Annotated in this window: 14 protein-coding genes; 10 read left to right on the top strand and 4 right to left on the bottom strand. The window is 62.7% G+C overall.

Going from position 1 to position 14,541, the window contains the following annotated elements; all coding sequences use genetic code 11:
* Positions 1 to 5: 5 nt before the first annotated feature.
* Complete coding sequence (locus ET34_RS0113705; RefSeq protein WP_031522973.1) at positions 6 to 836, top strand: phosphodiesterase; 831 nt, start codon at positions 6 to 8, stop codon at positions 834 to 836.
* A 27-nt stretch (positions 837 to 863) separates the two neighbouring features.
* Here ET34_RS0113705 and ET34_RS0113700 read toward each other — a convergent pair whose 3' ends face one another.
* The 3 genes from ET34_RS0113700 to ET34_RS0113690 are packed head-to-tail and all read right to left on the bottom strand — an operon-like array spanning position 864 to position 3,699.
* The gene (locus ET34_RS0113700) at positions 864 to 1,655 is read right to left on the bottom strand and encodes an ABC transporter ATP-binding protein (RefSeq protein ID WP_035891362.1); all 792 of its coding nucleotides are present in this window, start codon (positions 1,653 to 1,655) and stop codon (positions 864 to 866) included.
* Positions 1,652 to 2,677: a FecCD family ABC transporter permease gene (locus tag ET34_RS0113695; RefSeq protein ID WP_035891360.1), complete on the bottom strand. Its 1,026-nt coding sequence runs from the start codon at positions 2,675 to 2,677 to the stop codon at positions 1,652 to 1,654. The genes ET34_RS0113700 and ET34_RS0113695 overlap by 4 nt, the downstream gene beginning before the upstream one ends.
* Complete coding sequence (locus ET34_RS0113690; protein WP_031522968.1) at positions 2,677 to 3,699, bottom strand: ABC transporter substrate-binding protein; 1,023 nt, start codon at positions 3,697 to 3,699, stop codon at positions 2,677 to 2,679. The genes ET34_RS0113695 and ET34_RS0113690 overlap by 1 nt, the downstream gene beginning before the upstream one ends.
* Positions 3,700 to 3,964: 265 nt before the next feature.
* Here ET34_RS0113690 and ET34_RS0113685 point away from each other — a divergent pair, with 265 nt between their 5' ends.
* The 9 genes from ET34_RS0113685 to ET34_RS0113645 all read left to right on the top strand — a co-directional run bounded on the left by ET34_RS0113685 (position 3,965) and on the right by ET34_RS0113645 (position 13,498).
* The gene (locus ET34_RS0113685; RefSeq protein ID WP_031522967.1) at positions 3,965 to 4,879 is read left to right on the top strand and encodes a LysR family transcriptional regulator; all 915 of its coding nucleotides are present in this window, start codon (positions 3,965 to 3,967) and stop codon (positions 4,877 to 4,879) included.
* Between the two features lie 121 nt (positions 4,880 to 5,000).
* Entirely contained in the window at positions 5,001 to 6,428 is a 1,428-nt protein-coding gene (locus tag ET34_RS0113680; RefSeq protein ID WP_031522965.1) for a M20 family metallopeptidase, read from the top strand.
* 17 nt (positions 6,429 to 6,445) lie between these two features.
* On the top strand, positions 6,446 to 8,038 hold the full coding sequence (locus tag ET34_RS0113675; protein WP_031522964.1) for an ABC transporter substrate-binding protein: 1,593 nt from the start codon (positions 6,446 to 6,448) through the stop codon (positions 8,036 to 8,038).
* Positions 8,039 to 8,049: 11 nt separating this feature from the next.
* A complete protein-coding gene (locus ET34_RS0113670; RefSeq protein WP_031522962.1) occupies positions 8,050 to 9,123 on the top strand; it encodes an ABC transporter permease in 1,074 nt (357 codons plus the stop codon).
* Entirely contained in the window at positions 9,120 to 10,055 is a 936-nt protein-coding gene (locus ET34_RS0113665; RefSeq protein WP_031522961.1) for an ABC transporter permease, read from the top strand. Before ET34_RS0113670 ends, ET34_RS0113665 begins: the two co-directional genes overlap by 4 nt.
* Positions 10,048 to 10,914: an ABC transporter ATP-binding protein gene (locus ET34_RS0113660; RefSeq protein ID WP_031522959.1), complete on the top strand. Its 867-nt coding sequence runs from the start codon at positions 10,048 to 10,050 to the stop codon at positions 10,912 to 10,914. The genes ET34_RS0113665 and ET34_RS0113660 overlap by 8 nt, the downstream gene beginning before the upstream one ends.
* On the top strand, positions 10,911 to 11,663 hold the full coding sequence (locus ET34_RS0113655; protein ID WP_031522957.1) for an ABC transporter ATP-binding protein: 753 nt from the start codon (positions 10,911 to 10,913) through the stop codon (positions 11,661 to 11,663). Before ET34_RS0113660 ends, ET34_RS0113655 begins: the two co-directional genes overlap by 4 nt.
* Before the next feature lie 11 nt (positions 11,664 to 11,674).
* Entirely contained in the window at positions 11,675 to 12,967 is a 1,293-nt protein-coding gene (locus tag ET34_RS0113650) for an MmgE/PrpD family protein (protein ID WP_031522956.1), read from the top strand.
* 153 nt (positions 12,968 to 13,120) lie between these two features.
* Complete coding sequence (locus tag ET34_RS0113645) at positions 13,121 to 13,498, top strand: hypothetical protein (RefSeq protein ID WP_031522954.1); 378 nt, start codon at positions 13,121 to 13,123, stop codon at positions 13,496 to 13,498.
* Between the two features lie 78 nt (positions 13,499 to 13,576).
* Here ET34_RS0113645 and ET34_RS0113640 read toward each other — a convergent pair whose 3' ends face one another.
* On the bottom strand, positions 13,577 to 14,284 hold the full coding sequence (locus ET34_RS0113640; protein WP_031522952.1) for a phage antirepressor KilAC domain-containing protein: 708 nt from the start codon (positions 14,282 to 14,284) through the stop codon (positions 13,577 to 13,579).
* Positions 14,285 to 14,541 lie beyond the last annotated feature (257 nt).

Below are 14,541 nucleotides of genomic sequence, written 5' to 3'. Positions count from 1 at the left end.
GCCGTTTGAACAATGCATTTGTGCTGGCGCAGATAAGCGACCTGCACATTAAAACCGCCGGACGCCTGTCCTATAAAAAAGTCGATACCCTGGGGGCACTGAAAAACTGCATCGCGCAGCTGAATGCCCTGCGTCCGGCCCCTGACGCGGTAGCGATCACCGGCGATCTGACCGATTTTGGCAAGGACGAGGAGTATGCTGAAGTGCGGGCGGTACTAGACACCCTGACGCTGCCGTGGTTCGCCATTCCGGGTAACCATGACGACCGCGCCGCATTTCGCCGCGCCTTTGCCGACAAGCCCTGGCTGCCCGCGGCGGGGGAATTTATCAACTGGACGGTGGATGACTTCCCGGTACGCCTGATTGGCCTTGACTCCACGGTGCCGGAAAAGCCCTGGGGTGAGCTGTGTGATGCCCGCGCCGCCTGGCTCAGGGAGCAGCTGGCCGCCGCGCCGGATACCCCGACGATCCTGATGCTGCACCATCATCCCTTCATCAGCGGCATCGATCATATGGATCGCCAGAACCTGCGCGATGACGGCAGGCTGGCGCGGGTGCTGATCAACGCTCCGCAGGTGGAGCGCGTGCTGTGCGGGCACGTGCATCGCTTTATGGTGGCGCAGCTTGCCGGGGTGGTGGTCTGCACCGCACCCGGCACCTCACACCAGGTGGCCCCGAATTTCACCCCCGATGGCCCGGCGCACTTTGTGCTGGAGCCGCCCGGTATGCTGCTGCACCGCTGGAGTCGTGCGCACGGGGTAAGCACCCACTACCTGCCGCTCGGCCAGTACGATGGCCCGTGGCCGTTCTACGATGAAAACGGCCTGATCGACTAATCATCACCGCGCCGTGATGGCGCGTGGTTAACCCGTCAGCTTGAGCCGTGGTGTGGCTGCCTGGTGATGCCAGGCGATGTGATACCCGGTATGCGGGCTGCGCGCGATGGAGACGTCTACCCCGTAAACGTCACGAATGTGCGCCGGGGTTAATACCGCCCCGGCGTTTCCGGCGGCCACCACCTCACCGTGATTGAGCAGCAGCAGTTCGTCGCAGTAGTTGGCTGCCAGATTAAGATCGTGCAGCGCCACGATGGTGGTCATCGGCAGACTGCCAATAAGCGCCATCAGCTCCAGCTGATGCCGGATATCAAGGTGGTTGGTTGGCTCATCCAGCAGCAAAATCGCGGGCTGCTGGGCCAGCGCCCGGGCAATGGCGCAGCGCTGCTGTTGCCCGCCGGAGAGCTGGTGCCAGCGCTTGTGGCGCAGGCCGTCGAGCCGGGTGTCGCTCAGCGCCTGCTCAACCGCCTGCCGATCTTCACTCCGCCACGGGGAAAACGCACCGCGGTACGGGGTGCGCCCGAGCCGCACCACTTCTTCCACGCTAAGATCAGCATCCAGCGCCAGATGCTGCGTTACCAGCGCCACGCGGCGCGACAGCCAGCCGGCACTCAGCGTGTTCAGCGGTGCATCATTGATAAAGACCTGCGCACGTGCGCCGGGGATCAACCCTGCCAGCGCACGCAGCAGGGTCGATTTTCCGGAACCGTTCGGCCCCAGCAGCCCGATGCGTCGGCCAAACGGCACGGTAATGCTGATGTCGTGCAGGATCTCGGTCTGGTTGATGGTGACGTTGAGCTGTTCAGCGCTGATCCTCATGAAGATCTCCCCTTGTTGCGATAGAGAATGACGGCAAACGCCGGGGCACCCACCAGCGCGGTCACTACCCCGATCGGCAACACCTGATGCGCGATGAGAATGCGCGACAGCACGTCCGCCAGCATCATAAACTGCGCGCCGATGAGCGCTGCAGCGGGCAGCAGCTTCAGGTGGTGCGGGCCAACCAGAAACCGTGCGGCGTGCGGAATAACCAGCCCGACAAAGCCCACGGCACCGATCATGCTTACCAGCACGGCGGTAATCGCGGCGGTGATGCCGAGCAGCACCACGCGCAGCAGGGTGATGCGTGTGCCGAGCGTCGCGGCAATCTCTTCCCCGAGCGCCAGGGTATCGAGCCGTCGCGCGAAGCCCAGCAGCAGTAAAAAGGCCGGGCCGATCAGCCCCGCTGCCAGCAGTGCGTCCGGCCAGCGCACGCTGCTCAGGCTGCCGAGCAGCCAGAACATCACGCTGCGCGACTGCTCGGCATTGGCGGAGGTGCTGACAATCCACGCCGTCAGGGCGTTGAACAGCTGGGTGCCAGCGATCCCGGCAAGGATAATGCGTCCGGTGTCGCGCCCGACGCCTCTGGCCAGCAGCATAATCAACAGGAACGCGCTGCACGCCCCGAGGAACGCCCCGCCGGAGACGGTCAACATGCCGCCGCCCACGCCGAGCAGCATCACCAGCACCGCCCCGGTGGAAGCGCCAGCCGAGATCCCGAGCAGATACGGCTCCGCCAGCGGGTTACGCAGCAACGCCTGCAGGATCACCCCGCACAGCGCCAGCCCCGCGCCGCTGCACGCCGCCATCAGCGCCCGGCTCATGCGGTACTGCCAGATGATGCCCTGCTCCAGAGGCGGTAGCGGATAGTCGCCCACGCCCATGCCATTGGCGATGGCCTTCAGGGTGCGGCTGAACGGGAGCGCCACGTCGCCGACCGAGGCGGCGAGTACCATCAGCAGACCGAGCGACACCAGGCTTCCCAGCGTGAGCACGCTGGTTTTAAGCGACGCGGCGTGCATCACGAGCCGGTATGAAACGCAGCAATGCGCTGGCTAATGGCTTCCACGGCGTCCACGTTGCGCAGCGAGGGGTTGAGCGACATTGCCGGGACCACGATGATGCGATTACGTTTCACCGCCGTCATCTCCCGGGTCACCGGGTCGCTGCGCAGGAACGCCAGCTTCTGTTCAACGTCATCTGCCGGATAGAGGCGTCGCGCCATGCTGGCCAGCACGATGTAATCCGGATCGCGGCGGGCGATGGTTTCCCAGCTCACCGCCGGCCACTCTTCAGCGGTGTCAATGATGTTAGTCAGGCCGAGCGTGCGGGCGATCCAGCCCGGCGCACCGGCGCTGCCCGCTACCCACGGGTCGCCATTGAGACGGGTACTGGAAAACCAGAACACCACGTTCCCCTGCGCGTTGTGCTTCAGCGCGTCGCGGGCGGTGTGCTGCGCCTGCGCCACCCGGTTGCGCAGCGTCGCTGCCAGGGCGCTCGCGCGATCCGTAACGCCAAAAATTTTCCCCAGCGCGTCAATCTCCTGATAGATCAGATCGAGCGTAAAGGGCTTATCGCGCCCGCCATCGCCATTCGATCCGGCGGTCAGGGATTTGCCCACGCAGTCCGCCGGCGCTATCCAGGTATTGATCCCGAGGCCGGCAAACTGCTGGCGCGTTGCCACTTCGCCCTGCTCTCCAACGTGATAGGTGTACTGCGCGGCCACCAGATCCAGACGCTGCGCGACCACTGCCTCAAAACCGGGGGCGTTTTCCGCCAGGCGCGTTAAGCCTTTGCCGGCGCTCTGCAGCGACGGCGGCAGTGCGCCAAACCATACCGCAGTGCCGACGATGTTTTTTTCCAGCCCCAGTGCCAGCAGCAGCTCGGTTTCGTGCTGCCCGATGGTGACCACGCGCTGGGGCGGCGTTTGCCAGGTGGTAGTGACGCCGCAGTTATCGATTGTTACCGGCTGGTATTTTGCCTGGCTGAAGGTGGGAAAAAGCGCCGCAGCGCAGAGGGCGAATGAAGCAAGGTGTTTAATCATGATGACCATTGGTTATGTTATAACATAACCATATAATTCCATTCTGGCCGCGCCGGGTCAAGCGCAATTCACCACAGCGTCAACCCTTCGCTCCCTGCATCCCTTTCCATCTGCACTGCATCGGTGCAGCCTGCGCGCTCACGGGGATTATCTGCCCATTATTACTGCCCGTGGGTTGCGGTACAGCCCTGCGCGCAGGTCTGGCGCGTTTCTTGCGTGCATCAACCTGAGTCTTATTTTCCCATTCATCCAACGAGGTCTCGCTATGGAATTGAAATGGTTCGAAGATTTTCTCAGCGTCGCCCGCAGCCAGAGTTTTACCCGCGCCGCCGACGAGCGCTGCATTACCCAGTCCGCGCTGAGCCGCCGTATACGCCAGCTGGAAGAGTGGCTGGGGGTGCCGCTGTTTGACCGCAACACCAATCCGGTCACGCTGACCCCGGAGGGAGAGAGCTTTCTTGCCACCGCCAGCGAAACGGTGTTCTCGATGTCCCATCTGCGCAACGATCTTAGCCAGCGTTTCAGGTCGCGTACCGCGGTGCTGCGCTTCGCCATGCTCAATACCCTCTCGCTGACCTTTTTCCCGGACTGGATCCAGCGCTTGAATCTGCAACAGCAGCTTGGCTACATCCGCATGTGTAACTCCAAGCCGAGCTTCGTCGAGCACATTGCCACCCTGCACAGCGGTGAAACCGATTTTTTACTCACCTACGCCAACGACGCGGTGTCGCTTATCCACCAGCTTGCGCCTTACCCGATGGTGCAGCTCGGGCGGGAGTGGGCGATCCCGGTGTGTCGCCCGGACAGCAGCGGCCAGCCGCTCTATCCCCTCAGCGCCAGCGGCGGGCCAGTGCCGTGGCTGAGCTACGGCGGCCACTCCTTCTTTGCCCATGCGCTGGCGCAGATGCTGAGCGAGCGCCCGCTGCCGCTGGAGCCGGTCTATGAAAACGGCATGTCGGTCAACCTGAAAGCAATGGCGCTGGCTGGCGGCGGCGTCGCCTGGCTGCCGCTGAGCCTGGTACATGAGGAGCTGTCGAACGGCAGCCTGGTGCGTGCAGATCGCGGCGAGTGGGAGATGACGCTGGCGATCCGTCTTTATCGCCAGCCGGTGCTGCGTAACCCGCAGGCAGAGCAGCTGTGGCAGCGAATTTTGCACAGTGAAACCGCCCACGCAGCCTGATGCACGCCGCCTATGCAAAAACGGAACAGGCGATGTGAATTGCTCATTGGCATCGCGAAAGCGTTTTTGCGCATGCTGAGAGGACGACAACATCACGCAGGCCAGCGACACGGGGAACACCATGGAAAACAAAGCAGCACTCTTCAGATGGGTAGAGGCACACCAGCAGGCATTCTGCGATCTCAGCGATCGCGTCTGGGGCACGCCGGAAATTTGCTACACCGAGTACCGCTCGGTGACCGAGCACACGGCGATGCTGAAGCAGCAGGGCTTTCGCGTCACGGAAAACGTCGCGGATATCCCCACGGCGGTGATGGGCGAAGCCGGCGAAGGCGGGCCAATTATTGCGTTTCTCGGTGAGTATGACGCCCTGCCCGGCCTGAGCCAGCAAGCGGGCGTCGCGCACTACGCGCCGCTGCCGGGTAACGGCAACGGGCACGGCTGCGGGCACAACCTGCTGGGTTCCGGCGCGATGCTCGCCGCCACAGCGCTTAAAGCCTGGCTGGAAGAGACCGGTACGCCAGGCCGGGTGCGCTATTACGGCTGCCCGGCAGAGGAAGGCGGCGCGGCGAAATCCTTTATGGCACGCGCCGGGGCATTCGAAGGGGTGGACGTTGCCATTACCTGGCACCCGAGTGCCCATCACGAAGTGGCGAAGCCGCTGTCGCTGGCGAATACCCGCATGGATTTCGCTTTCAGCGGACGCTCCTCCCATGCCGCCGCCTCGCCCCATCTGGGCCGCAGCGCGCTGGATGCAGCCGAACTGATGAACGTCGGGGTGCAGTTTCTGCGCGAGCACGTGCCGCAGGATTCGCGTATCCACTATGCCTTTCTTGATGCCGGCGGCGTAGCGCCTAACGTGGTGCAGGCGAAATCCACCGTGCGCTACGCCATCCGCGCCCGGGACGTGCACGCCATGTTCGAGCTGAACGAGCGGGTGAAGCGCATCGCCGAAGGTGCGGCGCTGATGACCGATACCCAAGTGGAGATCAGCATCATGAGCGCGGTCTCCAACCTGCTGGGTAACCGCCCGCTGGAGGAAGCCATGCAGCGCAATCTGGAAGCCCTCGGTACAGTGCCGTTCGATGACGCCGACCGCGCCTTCGCAGCCGAAATCCAGACCACGCTCTCTGCGGAGGAGATCGCCAGCTGCTACCGCAAAACCGGGGTTAAGCCCGCGCAACCCGCCCCGCTCAGCGACTACATCATTCCGCTCGACACCCACGGCGAGGTGATGATCGGCTCCACCGACGTCGGTGACGTCAGCTGGGTGATCCCCACCGTACAGGCTCACATCCCCACCATGGCCATCGGCACGCCGGGCCACTCCTGGCAGCTTACCGCCCAGGGAAAAATGCCTGCCGCGCATAAAGCGCTGGCGCACGTCGCCAAAGTGATGGCCGCCACCGCCGTCGATGCGCTGACCGACAAAGTGCTGCTCGCCCAGGTGAAAAAAGCGCACTTCGAGCAGGTGAGCGAAAAACCGTACCACTGCCCGATCCCGGCAGAGGTGAAACCGCCGATTCAACCGCGTCCGGACACCCAGTAATTCACATGGAGAAGCTGATGAAACTTACGCAGATTGCCGCCGCACTGGCACTGACCGGTGCCTGTGCCGCCACGGCTCAGGCCGCCACGCCGCCCGACTCGCTGGTGATGGCCTGGAACATTGATGCCATCAGTACCTGGGACCCGGCGCAGATTGGCGAAGTGGTCACCAGTGAAATTTACGCCAACACCTGCGATGCGCTGGTGGACTTCGACGTTAAGGATGAGACAAAGGTGGTCCCGGCGCTGGCAAAGCGCTGGGACGTCTCGCCGGATCGTAAAACCATTACGTTTCATCTGCAGGACAACCTGAAGTTTGCCGACGGCTCCCCGGCGACCGCAGGGGATCTCGCCTGGTCGCTGCAGCGCGTCGTGAAGCTTGGCTATGGCAACGCCGCTCAGGTGACCGAGTTTGGGTTTAACAAAGAGAACGTGGAGACGCGCATTACCGCGCCGGATGAGAAGACCCTGGTGATGACGCTCGACAAAGCCTATCCCACCAACCTGATTTTACAGTCCATTGCCGCCGATAAAGTCGCCACGCTGCTTAACCGCAAGCTGCTTGAAAAAGAGGCCGTGGATGGGGATCTGGGCCACAAGTACCTCGCTACCCACACCGCCTGCGTCGGGCCGTATCAGCTGGCGCGCTGGAATGCCGGTGAAGGGGTGATGTTACAGGCATCCCCCAACTACTGGGGTAAAGCGCCCACGCTGAAGCGCGTGCTGATCCGCCACGTCGCCGAAACCGGCACCCAGCGGTTGCTGCTCACCCAGGGGGATGTGGATATCGCCCGTGACCTGTCGGCCGACGACCTGAAAACCCTCGATGAGGGCGGCAACGTGACGGTGGCGCAGGTGCTGAAACCGCAGCTCTTCTTCTGGACCTTCAATAATGAAGATCCGATTTTCAAAAACGAAAAGGTGCGCCTCGCCATGCGCTATCTCATCGATTACGACGGGCTGGCGAAAAGCGTGATGCCGTATCTGGGCGTGCCGCGCGCCAGCTTCGCGCAGATTGGCGCATTCGGGGCGCTGGATGAGAAAGCGGGCCAGCCCTTCAGCCTCGACCTGCAGAAAGCGAAGCAGTTGCTGAGCGAGGCGGGCTACCCGAACGGCTTCAGCGCCTCAGTGATTTTCGGCACCCTGCCGCACTCCGCTCCCATCGCCCAGAGCATTCAGCAGAATGCAGCAAAGATTGGCGTAACGCTGAAGCTTGAGCGCATGGCGAACGCCCAGCTGTTCAGCCGGGCGCGCGGGCGCGAATTCCAGAGCGCGATGATGGCCTGGCAGACCTCGGTGCCGGACGCCTACGGCAACGCCTCGCGGCTGGTCTACAACCCGGATAACCGCAAAGAGGCGCGTGCGACCCAGTATCCGAGCTGGCGCGCGGCCTATTACGACGCCGCAATGAACCAGAAGGTGGAGGCTGCGCTGCTGGAGCCGGACGATGCGAAGCGCATCGAGCGCTACGCCGAGCTGCAACGGGAAATCATGCAGAAAGGGCCGATGGCGATCATGTTCCAGATGTACAACAGCGCCGGGGTGAACCCGGTGGTGAAAAACTGGACCTGGAACGGGTTCCGCACCTGGTACGGCGCAGCCAGTAAATAACGGAGGTTCCGATGTCGCATGTGATAACCCCGGCCTCACCCGCCACACCGCCCTCGCCGCTTTCCGGGCTGGCGTGGCGCCTGACGCGTGGACTGCTCTCCATCGCCTGTACGCTGCTGGGCCTGGCGGCGCTGACCTTTTTCATCGGTCGACTGCTGCCGATCGACCCGGTGGTGGCGGTGATCGGCGACAATGCCAGCCAGCAGGCCTACGAGACGATGTACCGGCAGCTCGGGCTGGATCGGCCGCTGTGGCAGCAGTTTATCGACTACGTCTGGCATCTGCTGCACCTCGATTTTGGCACCGCGCTGACCACCAGCCAGCCGGTGCTGGACGACATCGCCAGGGTTTTCCCGGCCACCCTTGAACTGGCAACGGTGGCCGCGATTATCGGCGTCGGCCTCGGCATTCCGGCCGGGGTATTTGCCGCGATGTATCGCAACACCTGGTTCGATCACCTTATTCGCTTCGTCGGTCTGCTGAGCTACTCCACGCCGCACTTCTGGCTCGGGCTGATGGGGCTGATGCTGTTCTACGCCACGCTGGGCTGGACGGGCGGACCGGGACGCATCGACTTTATCTACGAGTTCGACCTGCAACCGGTGACCGGCTTCTGGCTTATCGACAGCGCCCTGAGCGGCAACTGGGCGGTATTCAAGAACGTGTTCGGACACATCATTCTCCCGGCCTCGATCCTCGGGCTGAGCGCTCTGGCCTACATCAGCCGCATGACCCGCAGCTTTATGATTGAGCAGCTCTCCCAGGAGTACATCATTACCGCCAGGGTAAAGGGGCTGTCATGGGCGCGCTGCGTCTGGGTCCATGCCCTGCGTAACATCGCGGTGCCGGTGCTGACCGTGGTGGCGCTCTCCTGGGCCTGGCTGCTGGAAGGCGCGGTCCTCACCGAAACGGTGTTCGCCTGGCCCGGCTTTGGCCGCTACCTCACTAATGCCCTGCTGGCAGGCGACATGAACGCCGTGGTGGGCTGTACGCTGCTCATCGGCGCAATTTTCGTTGCCCTTAACCTGCTGTGCGATCTGCTGTATCGCCTCTTTGACCCGCGCACGCGCCAGGAGCACACATGACCGATTCCGTAAGTAAGTCACTGCGGGCGCGCCCGCATCAGGGATTTCGCGCCTGGATCAGCGACCCGGCACCGCGCTCGCCGTGGCAGGCCCACGTGCAGCTGTGGTGGCTGCAGTGGCGGCGCTTTCGCGCGAACCGCTCGGCGCTGTTTGGCCTGCTGGTACTGCTGGTTATCGTTGCCGCAGCGCTGTTCGCGCCCTGGCTGGCAAACCAGGATATCTACGCCCAGAACCTGGCGCAGCGTCTCCAGCCGCCTGGCGCTGACCACTGGCTTGGCACCGACGAGCTGGGGCGCGATATCTTCAGCCGCCTGCTCTACGGGGCGCGCATCACGCTCTATATTGCGGCCCTGACCGCGATCGTCATCACCCCGCTGGGGCTGCTGATTGGCACTGCCGCAGGTTACCTCGGCGGCTGGGTGGATACCGTGCTGATGCGGCTGGTGGACATCTTCCTCGCCTTCCCGAGCCTGATTCTGGCGCTGGCTTTCGTCGCCGCACTCGGTCCCGGCATTGAGAACGCCATTATTGCCATCTCGCTTTCCGCCTGGCCGCCCATTGCCCGTCTGGCCCGCGCCGAAACGCTGGCTATCCGCAGAATGGATTTCATCGCCGCGGTGCGCTTACAGGGCGCGTCCGCCTGGCACATCATCGTGCGCCACGTCGTGCCGATCTGCCTGCCGTCGGTGGTGGTGCGCGTCACCCTCAATATGGCCGCCATTATTCTTACTGCCGCCGGACTGGGGTTCCTCGGCCTTGGTGCTCAGGCTCCCAGCCCGGAGTGGGGCGCAATGCTGGCCTCGGGCCGCGAGTTCATGCTGGCCAATGGCTGGATTGCCGCCATTCCCGGGTTAGCGATCCTGTTTACCAGCCTGGCCTTCAACCTGCTCGGAGATGGCCTGCGCGATGTGATGGATATTCGCCATGAATAAACCGCTGCTGGACGTCGAAAATCTCAACATTCTGTTCAAAGTGGCGCATGAGGATCATCTTGCGGTGCGCGACGTCAGTTTCCAGGTTGGTCGTGAGAAAGTGGCCATCGTCGGTGAATCCGGCTCCGGCAAGTCCCAGACCTGTCGCGCCCTGCTGAAACTGACGCCGAAGGCTGGACGGATCTCAGCCACCCGCATGCAGTTCGGGGAAATCGATCTGCTGGCAGCCAGCGAGCGCCAGATGCGCACGGTACGCGGAAACCGTATTTCAATGATTTTGCAGGACCCGCGCTTTTCGCTTAACCCGCTGATGCGTATCGGCGATCAGGTCGCAGAAGCGTTCCGCCTGCACCGCCGCGTCAGCAAAGCCGAGGCGCGCGAACGCGCCCGGGAAATGCTGGCCTCGGTTCATATCCGCGACGTGGAGAGCGTGGCGCGACTTTACCCGCACGAGATCTCCGGCGGCATGGGGCAGCGCGTGATGATCGCCATGATGCTGATCCCGGAACCGGATCTGATCATCGCCGATGAACCGACCTCGGCGCTGGATGTGACCGTCCGGCGGCAGGTGCTCACCATTCTGGGTGAACAGCTGGAGCGTCGGCAGACCGGATTACTGTTTATCACCCACGATCTCAGCCTGGTGTCGCGCTTCTGCGATCGCGTGCTGGTGATGTACGCCGGGCGCATCGTCGAAGAGATCCGCGCCGATGCGCTGGATCGGGCATGCCATCCCTACACCCAGGCGCTGCTCGCCAGCCAGCCGCGTCTGCGTCAGCCGGTTGCAACGCTGCGCGTTCCGACGCGCGATCCCGCCTGGCTTACCGGCCCCCGTTACCGTGATGGAGTTGCGCTATGAATGCCGTTCTTGCCGCCGACCGCAGCATTGAAACAGTGGATCTCACCATCGCCTTTGGTCACCGACGGGTGGTCGAAGGCGTCAATCTCACCCTCGCCCACGGGGAGAGCTACGGCCTGATCGGCGAATCCGGCTGCGGCAAATCCACCATTCTGCGGGCGCTCGCCGGGCTGAATCACCACTATCAGGGCCACATTCTGTTTAACAACCGCGAGCAGCAGCCGTATCGCGATAAGCCATTCTACCGCCAGGTGCAGATGGTATTTCAGGACCCCTATGCCTCGCTGCACCCGCGCAAAATGGTGTGGGCCAGCCTGCGTGAACCACTGAAGCTGCACGGCATGGATCGCCACGAAGCACGCATCAGCGAAGTACTGCACGCCGTCGGGCTGTCAGATGCTTTTCGTTACCGTTATCCGCACCAGCTCTCCGGCGGCCAGCGGCAGCGCGTCGCCATTGCCCGGGCGCTGATCCTTGAACCGTCGGTGCTGCTGCTCGATGAACCAACGTCTGCCCTTGATGTGTCGGTCCAGGCGGAGATCCTCAATCTGCTGAGCCGGATGCGCAGCCAGCGCAACCTCACCTACCTGATGGTGACGCACGATCTGGCGGTGATGACCCATCTGTGCCAGCGGGTCGGGATTATGCATCAGGGGAAACTGCTGGAGGAGCTGAGCGCTGACAGCCTGCGGCACGGCATCGCCACCGAGGCCTACACCCGGGAATTTCTCGCAGCCAGCGAGGCATAAGGAGCACAGGTATGACCCTGATAACCACGCTGGCGCAATGGTGCGCCGCCCCGCCGCCGTTCAGCCCGCGGGCGCGTCAGCTCGCCGCCGAGGCCATCACGGACACGCTTGCCTGCATGGTGGCCGGGCGCGACGACGCCTCTACCCTGGCAGTGAAGGCGACCTGGGGAGAGGCCCCGCGCAGCCTTGCAAACGACGCGCTGATTAACGCGACCGCTGCCCACGCCATTGATTACGATGATAACTTTGCGCCGGGCATGAGCCATGCCTCGGCAGTATTACTTCCCGCCCTGCTGCCGGTGGCGCTGGCGCAGCGGGCCAGCGGTGCGGCGCTGATCGACGCGTACCTTATCGGCCTCCAGGCCCAGGCGTTTATTGGCGATGCCGTCGGCTACACGCACTACACCGCGGGCTGGCACGCCACCTCCACCGTGGGGTGCATCGGCAGCGCGGCGGGGGTGGCTGCGCTGATGGGTTCAGATGCTGACGCCATCGCCCGCACCCTGAGTATTGCCGTCAGCCTGGCGAGCGGCGTTAAGGGGCAGTTCGGCACGCCGCTGAAACCGTTTCACGCCGGGATGGCGGCGCGTAACGCCGTTGATGCGGCGCGCCTTGCGCAAACCGGAATGCAGGGCCGGCTCGATATTCTCGAAGGCCCGCAGGGGTTTATTGAGCTGTATAACGGTACAGCCGGCACCCCGACGCTGCTGGTTCACCCGCGTCATGTGATTGAGCGCATCGGCCTGATGCCGAAGAAATACCCCTGCTGTGGCTCCACTCATCGGGTGCTGGACGCCATCGCCGATCTGCAGGCGCAGCACAGCTTTAGCGCCAGTGACGTGGAGCAGGTCAGCTGCACGGTGGGCATCGCCAACTGGCGCAATCTGGCGTACCCGCAGCCGCAGGACGAGATGCAGGCGCGGTTTTCGATGCCGTACTGCGTGGCGATGCTGCTGACCCACGGCACCCTCAGCGTCCGCGACTTTACCCCCGATGCCGTGCGCAGTCAGGCTGCAAACCCGTTACTGCCGCGCATTGCCATGCAGGCCTGGTCGGCGCAACAGGAAGCAGAGGTTGCTAACCTGCCGCACCGGGTCACCGTGACGCTGCGCGATGGCCGGCAACTGGACGGCGAACGGCTTAATGCCCGCGGGGCGCTGGACGAGCCGTTCAGCGCCGATGAGCGGATGGGTAAATTTCTCGACTGCTGCGCCGCGTTGCCCGATGCCGGGGCGTTCTATGCCCAGCTGTTACGCCTGGACCAGGCAGAACGGTGTGGATTTATACGCGGCATGATGACCTGAGACGGCTGCGCGGCGGTTTATTTTATCTTCTTTACCTTCCAATACGTTCCGAAAGGGAACCTGAGGTAGGGTAACAGCACTAAACAGTACGGTTGCGCACGCCTTTACGTCGCACCCACTGGCTATTGCGATTTCCTTACTGACAGGTTTCCTATGAAAAAACGTACCCTTATCGCGCTGCTGGCCGCCACTGTGCTGCTGAGCGCCTGCGACGATGCGACCAAAGAGAAAGCGCAGGCAACGCTGGATGAAGTGACCCAGCAGGCTGGCGAAATGAAAGAGAAAGCCGATGCGGCAACGCAGGATCTGGTGACTTCGGCGGAAAACGCCGGTAAAGAGGCGCAGGCGGCACTGGATAACGGCATCGCCGATACCGTGCAGCAGAAAGTGGACGGCCATCTGGCAACCGCGCAGGAGAAGCTGGATCAGGCTTCGAACATGAAAGTGTCGGACATTATCAACTTCACGCTGGGTAATGACAGCGAGGCTGATAAGGAAGGCGCGGAACAGGCCGAAGGCGAGGAGAAATAACACTGAAAGTGCCCTTCCGCTGGGCACCGGGCGCAGGCTACGCTGAACGCTGCGCCCTGTCGATAACACCGCCGCGCATCAGGCGGCAGCGCCGTTTGGCCGCGCGGCCAGGTGCGTCGCCCACAGGCCAGCCACCCACTTCACACCGCGCGCGGTAAAACGCGCCTGAGAGAAGGTGTGAAGGTTTTCACCCACCCCGGAACGCAGCGTAAAGTAGCCTGACTGAATGTAGTGCCGATGCGGCGTCAGGGTACCATTCAGGCGGTACATAATATTGCGCTCCAGCAGGAACTGGCGGAACTCCGGCTCTTTCGCCTTCAGCATCTTGCACAGCTGGCGAAAGCCCAGCGCCTCTTCTACCTGCACGTACTGATCGAAGAAGTTCGCTTTCGGGGCCGTCTGTGCCAGCGCCTGTTCGGCACGCTGGCGCTTTTCGTACTGCTCAGCCCAGGCACGCGCCGCGGCCGCCGGATTGGTAAAGTCCGGGATACTGGCGCGCTGCTCCCGCTCCTGCCAGCGATCCAGCGCGGCGGCGGTAAAGCCTGGCGACAGACGCGCCACGGCCAGCAGTGAATCCCGCTTGTTCAGATAAAACTCCTGCTGCACGTCATCTTCACGCTCAGACTCAAGCACATTGAGCGGCTGCGACAGACGCTGCGCGGTTTCGAGGCTTTTGATAATGCGCTTCACCTCACCGTGGGTTACGCCTGTCAATGTGGCAATTTCACGGCTACTCATCGCCACCGACGGATCCAGAGAAGTCACGCTTTCAAATGGAATCATCATATGCTTCACCACTTACTCACTAACAACATCACCCACACGGGCAGTACGAATAGTATACGCCTTACTGGTTAAACATCCAGTACTTTTTAGCACAACATTTAAGCGATTCATGTAACGGGAAAAAATGAATTTCCATCGTCAGCCCGCGTGGTTGCTGGCGAGACAGGACGAATATATGAACCAAAGGAATTGATCGTACTGGCTCCTGCTGGCTGGTCAATAAACAAGCCACGGGGATGGCTCGTTTATTCTGCCCT

This window comes from Siccibacter colletis (genome assembly GCF_000696575.1).
Classification (GTDB): domain Bacteria; phylum Pseudomonadota; class Gammaproteobacteria; order Enterobacterales; family Enterobacteriaceae; genus Siccibacter; species Siccibacter colletis.
Note: the sequence above shows the minus strand (reverse complement) of the source record. Positions and strands in the feature narration are given on the sequence as shown.